This is a genomic window from Streptomyces sp. OR43 (assembly GCF_008042275.1).
Classification (GTDB): Bacteria; Actinomycetota; Actinomycetes; order Streptomycetales; family Streptomycetaceae; genus Streptomyces.
Genome location: NZ_RDBK01000043.1, coordinates 2234350 through 2248557, shown reverse-complemented (window position 1 = coordinate 2248557; position 14208 = coordinate 2234350). Strand labels below are relative to the sequence as shown.

Sequence of the window (14208 nt, the reverse complement as noted above, 5' to 3'; positions counted from 1 at the left end):
CGAGTCCCGGCAGACCACCCCGAGAACTGGTTCGGAGGAACCGATGACCACCCAGGTGCTGGAAGACGCCACGACGTCCGTGGCTCCGGCCATCGAGTACGGCCGCACGATCGAGCGCTCGCTCGCCCACCGTTCCGCCATCTCCGAGGTCTTCGTCACGGACGTCAGGAGTCTGCGGCCGATGGCGGTGACCGCGGGTATCCACCTGCCGCTCACCCACCTCTACTACAGCGACCACCGGCAGCGGCCGAAACTGCACGACTCCCTGCTGCTGCTGGAGGCGGGCCGGCAGTCGGCGATCGCCGGTTCCCACACCAACGCCGGTGTTCCGGCGGGAACGATGGCCATCGTGCACGCCTTCCAGTTCTCCCTGCGGAACCTGCACGCGCTGCGGATCGGCGGCGAGCCGGGGCCGCCGAGGGTCGACACGGACTTCTTCGGCAAGACCGCCCGGCACAGCGGGCGTTACCGCAAGGGCCGGCTGGAGCAGCGGATCTTCATGGGTGACGTGCATGTCGCCGATCACTCCATGGACGTGCTCTTCCTCAAGGGGGACGAGAACGAGATCCTGCGCCACGCGCAGCGCGGCACGCCCGCGCCGCTGAGCTCGGACTTCACCGAGGCGCCGGGTGACGTCGGGCGGGTGGCGCCGGAGCTGGTGGGCCGTGACAACCCGTTGAACGTCGTGCTCACGGAGCCGGAGTTCACCGCGGGTTCCGTGACGGCCCGGGTCGTACCGCGCTTCGACAACCCGGCGCTGTTCGACCACGTCTACGACCATCTGCCGGCCATGACGCTGGTGGAGGCGGCCCGCCAGCTGGCGCTGCTGACGGCGGCGTCCGCCGGGACCGGCCGGGCCGCCGCGTCCGGCTCGGGCTCGCTGTGCGCGATCGGTTACGAGGGCGGGTTCGAGCGATTCGCGGAGCTGGACATCCCTCTGACGGCGACCGCGACCCCGGCTCCCGCGGGCGCCGGGCAGCACGCGATACGGGTCCGATTCCACCAGGACGCGCAGGAGATCGCGGAGTTGACCGTCGCCGTGGCCGATGTCTCGTACGTCGACCACGTCTCCGGGAGCCGGCATGTCTGACACCTCAGCACCGCGGCTGGCCGTCTGGTCGGACTTCGGCGGGGTTCTGACGCCTCCGCTCGCCCACACGATGAAGACGTTCTGCGCGTCGATGGGCCTCGACCAGGAGGTCCTCGGCCGCGCCCTGGCCACGGTCACGGCCCGTTACGGCACCTGCGACATCATGGAGCCGATCGACACCCCGGTGGTGACCGAGGAGGCGTGGCTCCAGGAGATCGGCGATGTGCTGGAGGCCGAGCACGGCGTCACGCTCCGCCTCACCACGATGGCGGACGCCTGGTTCGACGGCCGGGAGACCAACCACGACTGGCTGGCGCAGCTGCGCAAGGCGCGGGAGCGCGGGGCGTTCGTCGGGATGCTGTCCAACATGGTGCCCGCCTGGGACCCGTACTGGCGGCGCATGATCGAGCCGGACGGGCTCTGGGACGACGTGATCCTGTCGTTCGAGGTGGGCCACCGCAAGCCGTCGCCCGGCATGTTCGAACTGGCGGCGCGGCGGGCCGGTGTGGCCGCGGAGCGCTGTGTGCTGGTGGACGATCTCGCGCAGAACTGCGCGGGTGCCGAGGCGGCCGGCTGGCAGTCGGTGCTGTTCACCGATGCCGAGAGCGCCGGTGACCGGCTCGCCTCCCTGTGGGAGGACTTCGCGTGACGCACCGTCCGCCGTCCCCTTCCCCGTCTCCGCCCCCGACTCCGACCCCGACCGTGCTCCGGCCTCGTCCGGCCGGCCCGCGGCACCTCACCAGGAGGAAGTGCATATGAGCCGCTCCGTACTCGTCACCGGCGGAAACCGGGGCATCGGGCTCGCCACCGCGCGGGCTCTGGCGGCCGAGGGCCACAAGGTCGCCGTCACCTACCACAGCACGCCGCCGCCGCCCGGCTTCTTCGCCGTACGGTGCGATGTGACCGACCCGGCGCAGGTGAAGGCCGCCGTCGAGGAGGTGTCCATCCAGCAGGGTGCCGTGGAGGTCCTGGTCTCCAACGCGGGTATCACGCGGGACCAGTTGCTGATCGGCATGCCGGAGGACGACTTCCGGGCCGTGATGGAGACCAACTTCCAGGCCGCGGTCAGCGTCACCCGCGAGGTCGTCCCGGCGATGATCAAGGCCCGCTGGGGCCGGCTGATCTACATGTCGTCCATCAACAGCATGTCCGGCGCGCCGGGGCAGACCAACTACGCCTCCGCAAAAGCCGCGTTGATCGGGTTCGCCCGCTCCCTGGCCATCGAGCTCGGCCGGCGCAACGTCACCGTGAACGTGGTGGCCCCCGGAATGATCGAGACCGACATGGTCGAGCACGTCACCGACGCGCGCCGCGAGGCCGCCCTGGCCAGGACCGCGCTGGCCCGCACCGGCACCCCCGAGGAGGTGGCCGCGGCCGTGCGCTTCCTCGCCGGCGAGGAAGCCTCGTACGTGACCGCCGGGGTCATCCCGGTCACCGGCGGCCTGGGCGCCGGGCACTGAGCCACCCCGTCCGGGCCGGCGAACGACAGATTTCCGGGGTATCTCCCCGGGTTCCCTCCCCACCGTTCGAGGAGTCATCAGATGAGCACCGAAGCACTCGACCTCTCCATCAACATGGGCCAGATCTTCAACGACCTGAGCGAAGAGGCTGCACTCAAGTACGTCGCCGACGACTTCGTCGACTACGAGGCGCAGGCCGGCGTCCCGAACGGCCCCTACGGCTACCTGGGCACCGCACGCTGGGTGCACAGCGCGTTCGAGGGCGCCAAGTGGGAGCACCTGGACAGCTTCTCCGAGGGTGACCGCGCCGTCCTGCGGCTGCGCTTCACCGGCAAGCACACCGGCGACTTCCTCGGCATCGCGCCGACCGGGCGCGACGTGGACGTCGAGCAGACCCACATCTACCGGATCGAGAACGGCAAGGTCGTCGAGCACTGGGGCTTCCGCCAGGACCTGCTGCTGCTGACGCAGATCGGCGCCATCACCCTCGTGCCGCCGACCCCGGCCGCCGTCTGATCACCCGGCCTTTCCGGCCCGTTTCCTGAGACCTGTCGCGCCACCCCTTCACGTTCGCTCCTTTCGAAAGGACCCACCACCATGACCGTGCAGACCGTGGAACTGGATGCCGAGCTGCGGACCCGCGTCATCGACATCGTCAACGAGGAACTGGAACTGGAAGACGGTGAGCTGACCGAGGACGGTCTGTTCATCGAGGACTACGACAGCGACTCGCTCACGCTGATCACCGTCGTCTCCCGAATAGAGAAGGAACTCGGTTTCGTCCTTCCCAAGGAGGAGCTGGAGTCCCTGACCACGCTCCGCACGCTGCTCCTCGCCGTCGAGGGATGCGCGCGGAATGCCTGAGCCGACCTTGCGCCGAGTCGTCATCACGGGGCTCGGAGCGGTCAGCCCGGTCGGAATCGGCGTGCGGGACTTCGCCGATTCCCTCCGGGCGGGCCGGGTCGGCATCGGGCCGGCCCGCAGCTTCGACGCCACACCGTTCCCCAGCCGCAAGGCCGCCGAGGTCGACGACTTCGACCCGGCCGCCCTCCTGCACCACCTCGACCCGGACCGCTGGGGCCGCAGCGCGCTCCTGGCCGCCGCCGCCTCCCGGCTCGCGGTCGAGGACTCCGGCATCGACCCCCAGCTGCTCTCCGCCGGCCGGTCCGGCTCCATCATGGGCACCACCAGCGGCGAGTCCGCGGTGGCCCAGAGCCTGGGCGGCCAGTGGGTCACCCAGGGCCTGAAGGGCCTGGAGCCCCGCCTCGTCGGGCAGTTGCCCGCCGGCCAGATCGCGGGCGCCGTCAACGCCGAACTCGGCCTGAGCGGTGACGCGCAGACCATCCCGACGGCCTGCTCGGCCAGCAACTACGCGCTGGGGTACGCCTTCGACATGGTGCGCCTGGGCGAGGCCGACTTCATGCTGGCCGGCGGCGCCGACTCCGTGAACCGGCTGACCCATGCCGGGTTCTACGCCCTGGGCGCCATGGCCCAGGACCTGCCGCAGCCGTTCGACGCGAACCGTTCGGGCATCATCACCGGCGAGGGCGGGGCCGCGCTGCTGCTCGAACCCCTCGACCACGCGCTCGCCCGCGGCGCCCGGATCTACGCCGAGGTGCTCGGCTACGCGGCGAACTGCGACGCCTCCCACATGGTGCACCCGGACGCCACGAGCATCGCGGACTGCATCCGGGCGGCGCACCGCAACGCGGGCGTCGTCCCCGACCAGATCGACTACATCTGCGCCCACGGCACCGGCACGCCGACGAACGACGCGACCGAGGTCCGGGCGGTCCGCCAGGTCTTCGGTGACCGGCTGCCCCCGATCAGCTCCATCAAGTCGATGCTCGGCCACACCATGGGCGCGGCCAGCGGCTTCGGCGCCATCGCCTGCTGCACGGCTCTGGAGCAGGGCTTCCTGCCGCCGACCGCGAACCTGGTCGAGACGGACCCGGAGCTCGGCCCCGGCGTGGACTGCGTCCCGGGCCGGGGCAGGGACGCCCGGGTGGAGATCGTCCAGAACCACGGCTTCGCTTTCGGCGGCAACAACGTCATCACCATCCTCGGGAGGTACCTGTGACCACGGCCGCGCCCGTGCAGCCCCTGCCGGTCGTCGGCGCCGGAGTGGTCTCCAGCGCGGGCTACGGGCTGGCGCCCCTGGCCGGAGCGACGGCCCGGAGCGCGGCGCCGGAGTCCACCGCCGAGGCGGACGCGGCCTACCCGCCGCGTCCGCTGCGGCCGGTCCCCGGCTTCAGCGCCGCCGACCACCTGGGCCGCAAGGGAATCAAGAACCTGGACCGGCTGGCGCAGCTGAGCCTGGTCGCCTGCAAGCAGGCCCTGGAAGCGGCGGGACCGGCCGCGGCCGGTACGGACCCGGCCAGGACCGGCGTGGTGCTGGCCACCAACACCGGCTCCATCGCCGGCTACTCCGACCTGCTGTACGACACCCTCACCCTCGACAAGCCCTATCTCATCAACCCGGGCAAGTTCGCGGGCAGCGTCATGAACTGCAGCGCCGGCCAGATGGCCATCCGGCACGGGCTCAAGGGCCTGAACGCCACGGTGGCCGGCGGCCGCAGCGCCAGCCTCTACGCCTTCCGGCACGCGAGGCTCGCCATGGCGGCGGGGCGTGCCGGGGAACTGCTCGTCGGCGGCGCCGAGGAGCTCAGCGCCCCGACGGCCTGGGCCTGGCACCACGCGGGAACGCTGCGGGAGGCCGCTCCGGTCGGCGAGGGCAGCGCCGTCTTCGTCGTCAGGGCCGAGGAGTCCGCCGGCGAACCGGTCCTCGCGGAGCTGCTGGCCTGCGAGGTCGGCTTCTTCGGCTGGACCGGGGTCAACCGGCGGACCGGGCTCGGCCGCGGTCTGACGAACGGCCTGGTCACCGCGATCAGCCGGGCCCTGGAGCGCAGCGCGGTGACGGCCGGGGACGTGGCCGACGTGTCGCTGGGCGCCGGTGACCACATCGGGCTCGACCGGGTGGAGGAGCGTGCCGTGCGGCTCGCCCTCGGCCGGCTGCCGGACCCGGTGCGGATCACCGAGGTGCTGGGCGAGACGTACAGCGCCGGCGGGGCCATGCAGCTCGCGGCACTCCTCGCCCGCTGGCAGGACTCCCCGGGCAGCGGGAAGCCCCGTATCGGTCTGATCACCTCGGTCGGCCACGACGGCAACGCCGGTGCGCTGGTCGTACGCGAGCGGGTCTGACCCGCACAGGAACGTGAGCCCCGCCTACAGGAACAGGACGGTTGAGCCGCATGGTGAAGCGGGATGAGTGGGACGCCATCGTCGTCGGAAGCGGCATGGGCGGCCTGGTGTGTGCGGCGTACCTGGCCGTCAGCGGCCGCCGCGTCCTCGTACTGGAGCAGCACGACGTGGCCGGCGGGAACAGTCATGTGTTCCGCCGCCGCCGGGCCTACGAGTTCGACGTGGGCGTCCACTACCTGGGTGACTGCGGTCCGGGCGGGCTGCTGCCGGCGATCTTCTCCGGGCTGGGGCTCGAAGGCCGGGTGACGTACCGGGAGATGGACCGGGGCGGCTTCGACCGGATCGTGCTGCCCGGTCTCACGGTCGACGTGCCGGTGGGCTGGGAGGCGTACACGAAGCGGCTGACGCAGGCGCTGCCGGCACAGCGGGAGGGCATCGAGCGGTTCACCCGGATCTGCGCGGCCGTCGGCGCGGAAACCCGTTCGATGATGCTGTCGGACGGTGAGCCGTCGCTGGCCGACCTGCTGGCGCGTACCCCGGTCACCGCCGAGTGGGGCCGCCGTACGCTCGCCGAGCTGTTCGACCACTGCGGGCTGGGTCCACGGGCGCGTACCGTGCTCGCCGCGCAGTCACCCAACTACGGGATGGGCCCGCGCCAGGCCACCGTCTCCACCCACGCCGCCGTCACCGACCACTATCTGCGGGGCGCGTACTACCCCGAGGGCGGCGGCCAGGTGCTCGCCGCGGCGCTCGTCGAGGCGCTGGAGGCGCACGGCGGGGAGCTGCGGACGAAGAGCCGGGTGGAGCGCATCCTCGTCGAGGACGGCAAGGTCACCGGGGTGGGGATGACGGGCGGCGCCGTCCACCGCGCTCCTCTGGTGGTGTCGAACGCGGACTATGCGCGGACCGTGTTCGACCTGGTGGGAGAGGAGCACTTCGGCCGCCGGGTGGTGTCGAGGACCCGGCAGGCGAAGATGGCGCTGCCGCTGGCCACGCTCTACATCGCCACGGACCGGGAGCTGCCGGCCCGTCCGAACGCCAATCTGTGGTGGTACCGGGACGACGACATCGAGGCCTACTACGAGCAGGTGGCGCAGGAGACCATCAGTCCGGTGCCCTTCCTCTTCGCGTCGTTCGCCTCGCTGAAGGACCCGGGTACGGCGGCCGTCTGCCCGCCGGGGCACAGCAACTTCCAGGTGATGACGCTGTGTCCGCCCGGGTACGAGTACTGGGGGGTGGACAGGGGTCCGGCGGCCGGTGAGCGCTACCGGCGCAACGAGGGCTACCAGCGGCGCAAGGCCGAGCTGACCGAGGCGATGCTGAGCACGGCGGAGGAGGCACTCGGCCCGTTCCGCGAGCACATCGTGCACCTGGAGACGGCGACCCCCATCACCCACGAGCGCTACACGCTGGCCACCGGCGGGACCCCGTACGGGCTGGCCGAGTGGGGTGGCACGGGCAGCCGCCCCGACACCCGCACCAGCATCGAGGGCCTCCACATGGTGGGGACCAACACCCGGCACGGCACCGGCATCACGGGCTCCGCGGCCGGCGGTATGGCGCTGGCCGGCCAGCTCCTGGGGCGCGGCCTGATGGCCGAGGTCCACCGGGGCGCGCTCCTGGGCGACCCGGACCTCCTGCCGGAACGTGCGGAGGGCTGGGACCCGCTGGCCGTCTCCCGCGGCTCCGCCCGGCAGGGCGCCCGCGGTCTGGCCCGGATCGGCTGATGGAAGAAGCGCGGGAGGCCCCGGGGAGATCCTCCCCGGGGCCTCCCGCGTTCCCGCGCGGTGCCGGCGGACTACTTCGCCCGGCCGAGGCCGAGCTGGCCGGCCCAGCCGCCGTCCACCCGCAGCAGTTCACCGGTGATGTACGTGGAGTCCTCGCCGGCCAGGAAGGACACCGCGCCGGCCACCTGCTCCGGAGTCGCGAACTCGCGCAGCGGCAGCTGCCGTTTGATGGCCTTGCCACCGTCCTTCTCCAGCAGTCCGCCGATCAGGTCAGTGGTGGTGAAGCCGGCGAGGACCGCGTTGACCCGGACCTCGAAGCGGGCCAGTTCGACGGCGGCGGCCCGGGTGAAGGCGTTGACGGCGCCTTTGGAGGCGGAGTAGTTGGACTGCCCGACCCAGCCGCCCTCGCCCATGACCGAGGAGATGTTGATGACGTTGCCGTCGCGCTGGGACATGAAGTGACCGGCGACGGCCCGGGTGCAGTGGTAGACGCCGCCGACGTTGACCTTGAGCACCTCCCACCAGTCCTCGGGCGCCTGGTCGAATATGAGCCCGTCCTGCGCCACTCCGGCGTTGTTCACCAGGATGTGCAGCCCGCCGAGCCCGGCGATGGTCTCGTCCACCAGCCGCTGGGCGGCGTCCGGGTCCGACACGTCGGCCTGAAGGGCGATCGCCCGTCCTCCCAGGGCGGCGATCTCCTCGACCGTGCGCTCGGCCTCGTCCTTGCGGGAGCGGTAGTTCACGGCGACCGCGGCACCGTCGGCCGCGAGACGGAGCGCGATGGCCCGTCCGATGCCACGGGAACCACCGGTGACCAGGGCGACCCGGCCTTCAAGGCTCATCACTTGACTCCTTCTCCTGCCGAATTGACTGGATGGCGCAATTTCGAATACGTCGAACAAGCCTATCCAGCACCCCCGTTGACAATGCGGCCCGACCGATACCACCTCGGCACCCCTTCTGTTCCTTTCGAGGCACGACCAGGCACGACCAGGCGCGGGAAATCCCCGCAAGTGGTCCGCCAAGGGTCCGGAGAATTGGCCTGGAAGTCTCTCCCGGCCCGCTGCGAAGCTCCTTTCACTACGACAGCGAAGGGCGGTAAACAGATGAGGAAGAAAGGCAATTCACCTTCCGTCATCGTCGGATACGGACACGCGGGCCGCGATCTGCACCATCGCGCGCTGCGGGACATCACGGGCGGCCGGTCGACGGTGATCGCCGTCGATCCCCGCCCCGCCGAGGTGGCGGGAGGGGAATGGGTGCCGGACATCCGCGGCGCCGTGACGGCGCTGTGGGCGGCCGGCCACCGGGTGGCCGACGCCGTCTTCCACGTGGCGGTGCCGCCCGACGCCCACCGGGACTGCCTGGAGCAGCTCCTGCACGTCGGGGCACAGCACTTCATCCTGGAGAAGCCCATCGCGCACACCGTGCAGGAGGCCGCCCATCTGGTGGACCTGGCGGAGGCCACCGGGGCCGTGGTCCTGCCGATGAGCGTCTGGCCGGCCAGCAGGGTCACCGAGGCCGCCGAGGAGCTCGTCGCCTCGGGGACGATCGGTGAGCCGGTCTCGTACCACATGGAGCAGAGCAAGCCCCGCTTCCGCCGTTCGCTGCAGACCCAGGGGCACGGCAGTGCCTTCGAGGTCGAGCTGCCGCACCAGTTGCTGCTCGCCCTGCATCTCGCCGGGCCCGTCGCGGAGGTCACCGGCTCGCGCGGCTGGGACCTGCCGCTGCCCGCCGGCCGGCTGGCCCGCCTCGGCGGTGCCGAGGTCACGCTGCGGCACACCTCCGGCGTACGGACCACGCTGTACACCGATCTGGCCTCGCCGGTACGCCGGCGGCGGCTGCACATCCACGGCACCGAGGGCACGCTCGTGGCGGACTACCCCGTCTCCGGCGACGACGACTTCGGCCAGGTCCGCATCGCCGGCCGGCCGGTCCGCAAGGTCGTCCAGGACGCCCCGCTGACCCGGTTCATCGAGCAGGCGTACGCCCACTTCCGCGGTGAGGCCCCGGCGCCGCGCAGCGACCTCGCCCTGCACCTGGAGTCCATGGAACTCCTCGACACCGCCCGCGCCGCCGCCTTCGCGGACTCCTCCACCCCGGCCCCGCAGGAAGCAGCATGAGCACCGTTCTGATCATCGAGCCCCGCTCCTCCGGACTGGAACTGGTCACCCGCGCCCATGAACTCGGGCACACCGCCCTGGTACTGACCGCCGGCCTCGGACCCGGCACCGCCCCGGCCAAGGCCGACCGGGTGATCACCGCGGACACCTCCGACCAGGCCGCCGTACTCGGCCTCATCCGCGCCCTGCACGCCGAAACACCGCTGGACGCGGTCCTGCCCGGCTTCGAGCACTTCGTCTCGCTCGCCGCCCACGCCGCCGCCGCGCTCGGCCTGCCCGGCATCGATCCGGCGGGAGTGGAGTTCCTGCGCCACAAGCACCGGATGCGCCGGGCCGTTGACGCGGCGGGGCTCGACCAGCCCCGGTACCGGATCGTCTCCGGCGCCCGGTCGGCCGCCGCCGCCTACGCGGAACTCGGGCCGGTGTGCGTGGTCAAGCCGGTCGACCAGTCGGGAAGCCTCGACGTCCGCAGGGCCGGCAGCGAGGCGGAGGCCGTGGCGGCGTTCCGCCGGGCGCTGCGCTCCGGCCGGGCCGACGGCTCGCGCGGCGGGCTCGGACTGGTGCTGGTCGAGGAGTACGTCGAGGGGCCCGAGTACAGCGTCGAGGGATACGTCGAGGACGGCCAGGTGCACATCCTCGGCATCACCGAGAAGATCCTCGGGGCCGAACCGCACTTCGTCGAGGTCGGGCACATCGTGCCCGCCCAGCTGAAGACGTCGGCGGCCCGGGAGATCAGGACGTACATCGCCCGCGTCCTGGACGCCGTCGCGCTGGGCATCGGGCCCTTCCACGCCGAGCTGCGGATGTCCGCGCGCGGCCCGCTGCTGATGGAGGTCGCGGCCCGGCTGCCCGGCGACCGCATCCCCGACCTGCTGCGCCTGGCCTGCGGCCACGATCTGTACGAGATCATGCTGCGCTGCTACCTGGGCCTGCCCAACCCCGAACCGGCCGTGTCCCGAACCGGCACCCGGGCCGGCATCCGCTACTTCCTGCGGCCCGGCCTCGACACCTACCGCGAGTTCCGCGTCGACCCGGTGATCGAGTCCGATCCGCGGGTGCGGGAGATAGGCGTCCTCCTGCCGCCGGGCAGCGCCCTGCCGGATCCCGGCAGCTCGGCCGGCCGGCTCGGCTACGTGCTCGCCGCGGGCGCCTCGTACCGGGAGACGGCGAGGGTGCTGCGGCGCGCCGAACGTGCCGTGACCTTCAGCTGATCCCTCCGCAGGACCGTCCACGAACCATCCGGAGACCCGATGAACCGCCATGTCCTCATCCTCAACCGCTGGACCAACTCCTTCGCGGAGTACCACCGTTACCTCGACCACACCGAAGACCGCGTCGCCTATCTGACCACCGCGGCGGGCCGTACGCCGCTCGACGGGGAGCTGGCCGAGGACATCCGTGTGCTGGACGACCTCTCCGACACCGCCGAGGTCCTGGCGCAGACCGCCGAACTCGTCGAGCTGTACGGCCCGTTCACCCATGTCCTCGCGCTCTCCGAGTTCGACCTGGAGCCCGCGGGCGAGATCCGCCGGCACTTCGGCATCCCGGGCCGCGGCCCCGAGGAGGTCGCCGCCGTCCGGGACAAGGTCGTCATGAAGGGCCTGGTCGCGGCGGCCGGGCTGCGGGTGCCCGACTTCCGGGAGACACCCACGGCCGGCCTGGTGCGGGAGTTCGCCGCACGGCACGGCTATCCGTTCGTCCTCAAGCCGCGCGCGGGCGCCGACAGCCAGGGCGTGCACGTGGTGCGCTCCGAGGCGCAGTTGGACGCCCTGCTGAACGAAGGCGGTCTCGCCGACGCCCAGTGCGAGGAGTTCATCGACGGGGCGCTCTACCAGATCGACGGGGTGATGCGGGGCGGCAGACTGCTCACCTCGCGGTCCTGGCGCTGCGGCGGCAGCTGCCTCGACTTCGCCACCGGCACGGCCTTCAGCTCGGTCGCCAACGACGACCGGGACTTCGAGCAGCGCGTGACCGGCTTCGCCGAGCGCGTGTGCGCCGCCCTGGACCTCACCGACGACGTCTTCCACCTGGAGGTCTTCCGCGCCCCGCGGCCCTCGGGCGACGGCGACGAGCTGGTGTTCCTGGAGATCGGGGCACGGGCCGGCGGCGGTCAGGTCCGGGTCATCTGGGAGGAGGTCTACGGCGTCGACCTGGTCGCCGCCTCCGCACGGGTACAGCTCGGCGACGACATGACGATCGCGCCGATGGACCTGGACGGTCCGGTCGCCGGCTATCTGATGATGCCCGAGCCGCCCGTACGCCCGGCCGTCGTGGACGCGGTGACCTCGCTGGTGGGCCGGGTGCCCGCGCTCTGCTCCGAGACCCTGCCGCCGCCCGGCACGGTGCTCAGCGGCAACGGCGGCGCGGTCCACACCGCCGGCACGTTCCGCTACCGGGCCGAGCGCTCCGAACAGGTCGAGGAGGCCATCCGGCAGACGCTCGCCGCCTATCGGCTCGACTGGCATCCGCAGGGCGAGCAGCCCGCCGACGCCCGGGGCCCGGCGACCCGGGAGGCCGTCCATGTCGTCGGCTGAGCTCCTCGACCGGGCCGGGCCCCCGGCCCCGGAACCACCGCCCCGCGGGCTCTGGCACCACCGGGACTTCCGCCGGCTGTGGGCCGGACAGACGGTCTCCCTGCTCGGCTCCCGGGTCACCGAACTGGCCCTGCCGGTCACCGCGATCGTGCTGCTCGACGCGAGCCCGGCCCAGCTGGGACTGCTGAACAGCGCCCAGTACCTGCCGGTGCTGTGCGTGACCCTGTTCGCCGGGGTGCTGGCCGACCGGGTGCGCCGCCGTCCGCTCCTGATCACCGCCAACCTCGGGCGGGCCGCGATCCTCACCGCGGTGCCGCTGCTCGCCTGGCTGGGCGGGCTCGGCATCTGGGCCCTGTGCGCCGTCGCGTTCGCCACCGGTGTGCTCACCGCCCTGTTCGACGTGGCCTACCAGGCGTACGTGCCGTCCCTGGTGGCCAAGGAGCAGCTGGTCGAGGGCAACAGCAAGCTCCAGGCCAGCCGTTCGGTCGCGGAGACCGCCGGACAGGGCCTCGGCGGGACCCTGATCCAGGTGCTCACCGCGCCCGTCGCCATCCTGGTCGACTGCCTGGGCTACCTCTTCGGCGCGGCCATGCTGCTGCGGATCCGCACCCCGGAGACCCGGCCGGTCCGCGCGGCAGGCGCCCGGTCCTCCGTGCGCAAGGACATCGCCGCGGGGCTGCGCATGACGCTCGACAGCAGGCTGCTGCGCGTGATCATGCTGCACGCCTCCTTGTACAACCTGCTCTGGGACGTCGTCCTGGTCGTCTTCCCGCTCTACGCGCTGCGCGTCCTGCATCTCGGCCCGGCCGGCCTCGGCCTGGTCATCGCGGTCGGCAGCATCGGCGCGTTCGGCGGCGCACTGTCCGCCGGCCGGCTCGGGAAGCGGCTCGGCGTGGGCCGCGCCATGGTGTCCGGCATGGCCATCGCCTCCTCGGCGACCCTGCTGCTGCCGCTGGCGGCCGGGGCCGGAACCGGGCCCGGATACGCGCTCCTCGGCGCCGGCTACGTCCTCAACGGCTTCGGCATCGCGATCTTCAACATCCACTCGATCACGCTGCGCCAGGCCACCGTGCCCCCCGAGCTCATCGGCCGGGTCAGCGCCACCTTCCGGTTCCTCACCTGGGCGGTGATCCCGGTGGGCGGGCTGCTCGGCGGGCTGCTCGCGTCCGCGGCCGGTCCGCGGACCGCGCTGGCCCTCACGGCGGGCGGGCTGACCGCCGCGGCCGTGGTCTTCCTGTGCTCCCGCACCGCCGTCCGGTCCTGAGCACCGGGCCTGACAGCATGGATGACCCCGACAGCACCGAAGTCCCCGTGCACGTTCCCGTTCACGTTCCGGATCCAGGAGAAGACATGTACGTCAAGGTATGCGGCCTGAGCCGCCCGCAGGACGTGGCGGCCGCGGTCGAGGCCGGGGCCGACGCTATCGGCTTCGTCCTCACACCGAGCCCCCGCCGGGTCGCTCCCGCCGACGTCCGCGCGCTGGCCGCCCTGGTGCCGGAAGGGACCGCCACCGTCGCCGTGTTCCGTGGGGAGCCGCTCGACGAGGTGCGCCGGGCCGCCGCCGAAGCGGGCGTCGACACCGTGCAGCTGCACGGCGCGGAGCCCCCCGAGGCGTTCGCCGCGCTGCGCGCCGACGGGTTCCGGCTGATCCGGGCCACCTCGCCGGAGGGCGGGGCGCCGCTGGAGACCGGTGCGTACGGCGAGGACCTGCTGATCATCGACTCGCCCCGGCCCGGCTCCGGCGAGCGCTGGGACCCGGCCGCGCTCGGCGTCCCGCCCACCGGCCCGTGGCTCCTCGCCGGCGGTCTCGCCCCGGACAACGTCGCCGCGGCCGTCGCCGGTCTGCGGCCCTGGGGAGTGGACGTCTCCAGCGGCGTCGAGCGCACCCGCGGCGTCAAGGACCCGGAGCTGATCAGGCAGTTCGTGACCGCGGCCAAGAAGGCGGCCGCATGACCGACGCGCGCCCCGGCGCACTGCCACCAAGAGCGAAGGGACTGTCTCCTAAGGCTAATTGAGGGCTCCTCGGTGCGGACCGCAGTATCGGATAGCCGCTTCCCGGACGCGTACGGGCGC

At 72.3% G+C, this 14208-nt stretch carries 14 protein-coding genes; 13 read left to right on the top strand and 1 reads right to left on the bottom strand.

Annotated elements, in window-relative coordinates; all coding sequences use genetic code 11:
• Positions 1 to 43 precede the first annotated feature (43 nt).
• From EAO72_RS28985 to EAO72_RS28950, 8 genes are all read left to right on the top strand, one after another.
• Positions 44 to 1090 carry an AfsA-related hotdog domain-containing protein gene (locus tag EAO72_RS28985; protein WP_148020107.1) on the top strand — a complete coding sequence of 349 codons (1047 nt, stop codon included), beginning with the start codon at positions 44 to 46 and terminating at the stop codon, positions 1088 to 1090.
• Complete coding sequence (locus tag EAO72_RS28980) at positions 1083 to 1739, top strand: HAD-IA family hydrolase (protein WP_148020106.1); 657 nt, start codon at positions 1083 to 1085, stop codon at positions 1737 to 1739. The genes EAO72_RS28985 and EAO72_RS28980 overlap by 8 nt, the downstream gene beginning before the upstream one ends.
• A gap of 106 nt (positions 1740 to 1845) precedes the next feature.
• The gene (gene fabG, locus EAO72_RS28975; RefSeq protein ID WP_148020105.1) at positions 1846 to 2550 is read left to right on the top strand and encodes a 3-oxoacyl-ACP reductase FabG; all 705 of its coding nucleotides are present in this window, start codon (positions 1846 to 1848) and stop codon (positions 2548 to 2550) included.
• 81 nt (positions 2551 to 2631) lie between these two features.
• Complete coding sequence (locus tag EAO72_RS28970) at positions 2632 to 3066, top strand: ester cyclase (RefSeq protein ID WP_148020104.1); 435 nt, start codon at positions 2632 to 2634, stop codon at positions 3064 to 3066.
• A gap of 81 nt (positions 3067 to 3147) precedes the next feature.
• Positions 3148 to 3414 carry an acyl carrier protein gene (locus EAO72_RS28965; protein ID WP_148020103.1) on the top strand — a complete coding sequence of 89 codons (267 nt, stop codon included), beginning with the start codon at positions 3148 to 3150 and terminating at the stop codon, positions 3412 to 3414.
• On the top strand, positions 3407 to 4630 hold the full coding sequence (locus EAO72_RS28960) for a beta-ketoacyl-[acyl-carrier-protein] synthase family protein (protein ID WP_187285260.1): 1224 nt from the start codon (positions 3407 to 3409) through the stop codon (positions 4628 to 4630). The genes EAO72_RS28965 and EAO72_RS28960 overlap by 8 nt, the downstream gene beginning before the upstream one ends.
• Positions 4627 to 5751, top strand: coding sequence for a beta-ketoacyl synthase N-terminal-like domain-containing protein (locus tag EAO72_RS28955; RefSeq protein WP_148020102.1), 1125 nt, complete (start codon positions 4627 to 4629; stop codon positions 5749 to 5751). Before EAO72_RS28960 ends, EAO72_RS28955 begins: the two co-directional genes overlap by 4 nt.
• A gap of 50 nt (positions 5752 to 5801) precedes the next feature.
• Positions 5802 to 7478: a phytoene desaturase family protein gene (locus tag EAO72_RS28950; RefSeq protein ID WP_148020101.1), complete on the top strand. Its 1677-nt coding sequence runs from the start codon at positions 5802 to 5804 to the stop codon at positions 7476 to 7478.
• 71 nt (positions 7479 to 7549) lie between these two features.
• On the opposite strand, the gene EAO72_RS28945 is transcribed toward EAO72_RS28950, so the two are convergent.
• Entirely contained in the window at positions 7550 to 8320 is a 771-nt protein-coding gene (locus tag EAO72_RS28945; RefSeq protein WP_148020100.1) for a 3-oxoacyl-ACP reductase family protein, read from the bottom strand.
• Between the two features lie 264 nt (positions 8321 to 8584).
• Between EAO72_RS28945 and EAO72_RS28940 the strand changes: the two genes are divergently transcribed.
• From EAO72_RS28940 to EAO72_RS28920, 5 genes are all read left to right on the top strand, one after another.
• Positions 8585 to 9601, top strand: a complete 1017-nt coding sequence (locus EAO72_RS28940) for a Gfo/Idh/MocA family protein (protein ID WP_187285259.1) — start codon at positions 8585 to 8587, stop codon at positions 9599 to 9601.
• Entirely contained in the window at positions 9598 to 10812 is a 1215-nt protein-coding gene (locus EAO72_RS28935; protein WP_148020098.1) for an ATP-grasp domain-containing protein, read from the top strand. Before EAO72_RS28940 ends, EAO72_RS28935 begins: the two co-directional genes overlap by 4 nt.
• A 39-nt stretch (positions 10813 to 10851) precedes the next feature.
• Positions 10852 to 12135 carry an ATP-grasp domain-containing protein gene (locus EAO72_RS28930; protein WP_148020097.1) on the top strand — a complete coding sequence of 428 codons (1284 nt, stop codon included), beginning with the start codon at positions 10852 to 10854 and terminating at the stop codon, positions 12133 to 12135.
• Complete coding sequence (locus EAO72_RS28925) at positions 12122 to 13399, top strand: MFS transporter (RefSeq protein WP_148020096.1); 1278 nt, start codon at positions 12122 to 12124, stop codon at positions 13397 to 13399. Before EAO72_RS28930 ends, EAO72_RS28925 begins: the two co-directional genes overlap by 14 nt.
• A gap of 86 nt (positions 13400 to 13485) precedes the next feature.
• Positions 13486 to 14088, top strand: coding sequence for a phosphoribosylanthranilate isomerase (locus EAO72_RS28920; RefSeq protein WP_148020095.1), 603 nt, complete (start codon positions 13486 to 13488; stop codon positions 14086 to 14088).
• The last annotated feature ends 120 nt before the right edge of the window (positions 14089 to 14208 follow it).